The sequence below is a fragment of the Planococcus sp. CAU13 genome, from assembly GCF_000775575.1.
Lineage (GTDB): Bacteria > Bacillota > Bacilli > Bacillales_A > Planococcaceae > Planococcus.
Genome location: NZ_JRGN01000337.1, coordinates 1 through 4,276 on the forward strand (window position 1 = coordinate 1; position 4,276 = coordinate 4,276).

The 4,276-nt window shown below is 46.1% G+C and carries 6 protein-coding genes; 4 read left to right on the top strand and 2 right to left on the bottom strand.

From position 1 onward, the window contains the following. Positions 1–30: 30 nt before the first annotated feature. A complete protein-coding gene (locus KW93_RS15725; RefSeq protein ID WP_033544000.1) occupies positions 31–1,227 on the bottom strand; it encodes a DUF3238 domain-containing protein in 1,197 nt (398 codons plus the stop codon). A gap of 167 nt (positions 1,228–1,394) precedes the next feature. On the opposite strand from KW93_RS15725, the gene KW93_RS15730 reads away from it, so the two are divergent. After that, positions 1,395–1,787, top strand: coding sequence for a GRAM domain-containing protein (locus KW93_RS15730; RefSeq protein WP_033544001.1), 393 nt, complete (start codon positions 1,395–1,397; stop codon positions 1,785–1,787). 69 nt (positions 1,788–1,856) lie between these two features. Here KW93_RS15730 and KW93_RS15735 read toward each other — a convergent pair whose 3' ends face one another. Then, positions 1,857–2,357, bottom strand: a complete 501-nt coding sequence (locus tag KW93_RS15735; RefSeq protein WP_033544002.1) for a metallophosphoesterase family protein — start codon at positions 2,355–2,357, stop codon at positions 1,857–1,859. 150 nt (positions 2,358–2,507) lie between these two features. Between KW93_RS15735 and KW93_RS15740 the strand changes: the two genes are divergently transcribed. From KW93_RS15740 to KW93_RS15750, 3 genes are all read left to right on the top strand, one after another. Further along, positions 2,508–2,795 carry a hypothetical protein gene (locus KW93_RS15740; protein WP_033544003.1) on the top strand — a complete coding sequence of 96 codons (288 nt, stop codon included), beginning with the start codon at positions 2,508–2,510 and terminating at the stop codon, positions 2,793–2,795. A 30-nt stretch (positions 2,796–2,825) separates the two neighbouring features. Beyond that, positions 2,826–3,362: a dihydrofolate reductase family protein gene (locus tag KW93_RS15745; protein ID WP_033544004.1), complete on the top strand. Its 537-nt coding sequence runs from the start codon at positions 2,826–2,828 to the stop codon at positions 3,360–3,362. Positions 3,363–3,527: 165 nt separating this feature from the next. Continuing rightward, the gene (locus tag KW93_RS15750) at positions 3,528–4,154 is read left to right on the top strand and encodes a cell wall hydrolase (protein ID WP_033544005.1); all 627 of its coding nucleotides are present in this window, start codon (positions 3,528–3,530) and stop codon (positions 4,152–4,154) included. Positions 4,155–4,276 lie beyond the last annotated feature (122 nt).

Sequence of the window (4,276 nt, forward strand, 5' to 3'; positions counted from 1 at the left end):
ATTGTCCAGACTCCGGCGACCCAGCTCTTCTTATTCAAAATTAGAGATGCGCCAATATTGGCCGGCAATGGGTTCAGCCATCCAGGACAAGCCCTTGTCTTCTGCTTCGTGAATCTGTTCCCACTCGGTCTGTTTTCCGCTTTTCAGATAAACCTCGTGATTGGGGGCCTGGTCGTGGATACCGATGATATCATAGACCCCGACTCTGTAAAAATTGGCAGCGACCTGGTAATCGATATCCGGTGAAGTCACCAAGGGATTGCCGACGGAATGCTTTAAATCGATGGCCACTTTATGGCTGTCTTCGTTCATTTCTTTCAATTCAATGCCGGCTGAAGAAGCGGCATCCGCTTTGCTGAATTTCTTACGCCAGTTATAGGCGATGGTAGTGCCGACATCTTTATCGAATTCCACTATAGAGCCCTCTTCCGAAAAGCGGATATTCAAATCGACGCGTGTCCTGTACTCCTTGGCATTGGGATCATAGCTGCGGCCGTCTCCTTTAAAAAAACGGTAGGGCGAAAAAAGATTGGGATTTGGCAGTATATCCTGAGACAGGAAAGTCATATAGCGCAGCTGCCATACCGGATGCTCGATCTGATCTTTCTTTGTCGGCTGTTCCGCCAGAAGCTGGGCACGGCTCCCCACACGTTTTTTGATCCAAAATTCTTCCATGGCTGCTTCTTCGGGATTGGAACGGACATTGACCATGCCGAAAAGGGAAGCCAGCACTGATTTTCCGCGTTTCATCGATTCTTCCGAACGTTCGAGGGGACGTTTGCCGTGTATCCAATAGGAATAAGGGATGTCTTTCTCCGCTGACAAATCGGTATATTGATTTTTTTCAACAGTGGCCAGGAATTCGCCATCTCTGTAAATGTCGAAACTGGGGATGCCTTCAATCTCTCCCCACGCAATCGCGATTTTCGAATCCGAGACGATGGTGCTGACTGTAATCTGCTGCAGCCGATTGATAAAGTCATCATCATAATTTTCGGTGCCGGTCTGCAATTTGATGCGCTCGACCGGTTTATTTTGGGAATTCAGTCTTTCAATCGTATAAATGTACAACTCTCCCGGCGTAAGGCCTTCATCCCTGAAAGAGTTTTCTGTTCCTTTATATATTGTTGCTCCATCCCGTTCGACCCTGCAGGTTTCGCCGGTATCCGTCCAGGTGAAAAAAATGGTGGTATCTGTCTGGTCAAGCAATTCCAATTCGAGTCGCATCGGCGTAAGCCACCTTTCCAGCTATAGACTATCTTCTTCAATACCCTTTATTTGAATGTTATGAACCTCAAATTAGTAAGAATGAAACATTTGTAACATAAATAAAACAGTTCTCTGTGGAGAAGGACTGTATAATATAGGAAATGATCAAGAACGGGGGCGTTTCCATGGCACATCCGGCAAATTTGCTCAAAGAGTTGAAAATGAACAAGCCAAACGCTCACATCAACCACTGGGTTTTCGGTGTTTTACACACGAGCCGCTGCAATAAAGTGGCGGGTTTAAAAGGTTTGCTGGCTGTGAGTGAGGAATCGCTGATTTTCAGGAGTGGCAGCGGCGCAGAGTCCCATACACTTGAAGCGCCGCTTGAAGAAGTAAAAAGTATTGAAGCCGATCTTCAGGGGACTGTGCATCTGATTATTCATTTTACGGACGGCGGGCACATGGAAATGTCCTTTGTTTCACGCGGAAATGCGAAAGAATTTTTTGAGTTCCTTAAAACGCAAAGCCGGGCTTCCAAAGAACAGGCCATAGCTGTAAAGAAGACTGAGCTGTCATGAAAATGAACTTTAACTGAATTTCAAAAAAGCCGGACCGCTGATTCCAACGGTCCGGCTTTTCTTATGAAATTACGTTTCTTTGTCGAAAAAGACATGCCGCAAACTCCAGATTTCTCCTGCTTCCAACATACCGAAAGAGTATTGCGGCTGTCGACGTTTATCAGTTGGGGAGCCTGGATTGAATAAAGTGACGCCATTGATTTCTTTCATGACAGGGATATGCGAATGGCCGAAGATGATGATGTCAACGTCATCGTCAGCAAACGTTTCCAACGCGCGAAGTTCGGTGGTTTTCCCTGCACCGTCTCCGTGGGTAATGCCGATTTTCAAGCCATCCACGGTAAAAATTTTCTTTTTGCCAAAGCGGTCGACGAGTTCCCACGGATCGACATTTCCTGCCACTCCGATTGTTTCGGTGTAGGCAGACAGCTCGAAATAAACATCCAGCGTCTGCCAGTCGCCGGCATGAAGGATCAAATCAGCCTCTTCACAGGCTTCCAGCAGTATTCGGGGAAGCCGTTTTGCTCTTACCGGTATATGTGTGTCGGACAAGATGACGATTTTTTTCATTCCGTTTACCTCCATTGAAAAGGGATTATCTTACTTTATCAAAGAAGACCGGACAAGTCTAAACGGTAAAGCCTCGAAAGGTCAGGGTTAATATCCCGGGAAGAGGGAAGATAACTATATAGCGTATCAGAAAAATCTGGAGGGATTACAATGCAAAAGAAAAATGTAAACAGGCTTGTTTTCACAGGGTCCGCTCTGGCCGGAGGCATCATTTTATTCAAGTCACTCAGAAAAAAGAGCGGCAAGAGAGTATGGGTCTATGCAGACAATGACATGCGCAACAGTGTGACGGTGGACCGTGAAGAAAGTGTGAATGCAGAGTTTGATGATGCGGAAATCGGGTTGACTCAATTAGATGCGGCCTACCGTTCCGAATGGCAGGCAAATGGTTTCCCGCAAACACATCGAAGACTTGCAGAGCTGAAAAACGATAAATAAGAAGCTCTCATAAATCAGGAGGTGTTTAAAATGTCGGATAATCGAAAAATCGTCTGCTATATAGCCCAGAGCCTGGATGGTTATATAGCGACTGAAGACGATTCCCTGGACTGGCTGTTCAAAGTGGAAGGTGAAGGGGACGCCGGCTATTCTGAATTCATGGAAACGATTGATACAGTAGTGATGGGCAGGCGGACATATGACTGGGTGATGGAAATGGAAAAAGGCGAGTATCCTTATCCCGGGCTCAAATCCTATATATTTTCCCGGACGGTGTCTCCAAATGCTTCTTCGGAAAATATCGAGTTTACTGATATGGACATCCCCGCGTTTGCGGATAAGCTCAAAAGCCAGCCCGGCAAAAACATTTGGGTGATCGGCGGATCCCGGCTGCTGGCTGATTTTATGGAATCAGGGTTGATCGATGAGTTCATCATCTCCATTGCACCGATAATCATCGGCAAAGGAATCCCCTTATTTCAAAAGTCGGATCTGATGACTGAATACAAATTAAAAGATATAAAACGGTACGGGGAATTTGCTCAACTGCATTATGTTTTGCCATAAACGGCCATAGAATAAACGGTACTTTAAAATCCTGGCATTCCGCGATTTCTCTCGTAATAAAAATGAAATGTTTAGAACCATCTTCACAGGGAATTTCTATTGAGAGAGCAAAACTATTATGGTGTCATATTTTTTGCACAAAAGTTTGCGGAATGGAGAGGGACTATGAACATATTGAAGCAGAATATAGCAGGCGGGGCGGTTATGGCCGTCATTTTTTTATGTCTTCCTTTAATGGAAGCGAAAGCGGCTCCACATCAGATTGCTGGGCCGGCAGTGGATGATGGGGAAGAAATTCGTGAGCAGCTGGTACGCATGGGATATTACGAGGAAGATGTATCCGGTTATTTCAACTTTGTCACAAATAACGCAGTCACACGGTTCCAAAAAGATTACGGGTTGCCGCCAACCGGGTTTGTGGGGCCTTCAACGAAGATGAAACTGGAAAACGTGGAAATGATGGCGAAAATTGTCCATGGTGAAGCGAGAGGAGAAAGCTTTATCGGAAAAGTGGGCGTCGCAGCGGTCGTCTTAAACCGCATAGCCTCCCCGGATTTTCCGGACAGCACCGAAGAAGTCATTTTTCAGCGCAATGCCTTTACGGCAGTGAATGACGACCAATACCTGCTAATTCCGGATAAAAGCGCTTATGATGCCGTAAGAGAGGCGATGGACGGTGTTGACCCCACGAAAGGAGCAGTTTTCTATTACAATCCTTCCGGTGTCAGCGATGAATGGATATTCTCCAGAACTGTCCTCACCCAAATCGGCCGTCACTTCTTTGCGGAGTAAACAATTGAATAGACATTTAAAAAGACCACTTCGAGGTGGTCTTTTTTCTGTTGAGAAGCTGTTCACTTCTATAATCATTACGCTGCAGCTGGACGCTTTCCGCGGGCTCGCGCCCAAGCCTC

What these genes read in the sequence shown, in the direction of transcription:
- KW93_RS15740 (WP_033544003.1), top strand. Translation starts at nt 2,508, where the DNA reads ATGCAAAAGAAAAATGTAAACAGGCTTGTTTTCACAGGGTCCGCTCTG.
- KW93_RS15750 (WP_033544005.1), top strand. Translation starts at nt 3,528, where the DNA reads ATGAACATATTGAAGCAGAATATAGCAGGCGGGGCGGTTATGGCCGTC.
- KW93_RS15730 (WP_033544001.1), top strand. Translation starts at nt 1,395, where the DNA reads ATGGCACATCCGGCAAATTTGCTCAAAGAGTTGAAAATGAACAAGCCA.
- KW93_RS15725 (WP_033544000.1), bottom strand. Translation starts at nt 1,227, where the DNA reads ATGCGACTCGAATTGGAATTGCTTGACCAGACAGATACCACCATTTTT.
- KW93_RS15745 (WP_033544004.1), top strand. Translation starts at nt 2,826, where the DNA reads ATGTCGGATAATCGAAAAATCGTCTGCTATATAGCCCAGAGCCTGGAT.
- KW93_RS15735 (WP_033544002.1), bottom strand. Translation starts at nt 2,357, where the DNA reads ATGAAAAAAATCGTCATCTTGTCCGACACACATATACCGGTAAGAGCA.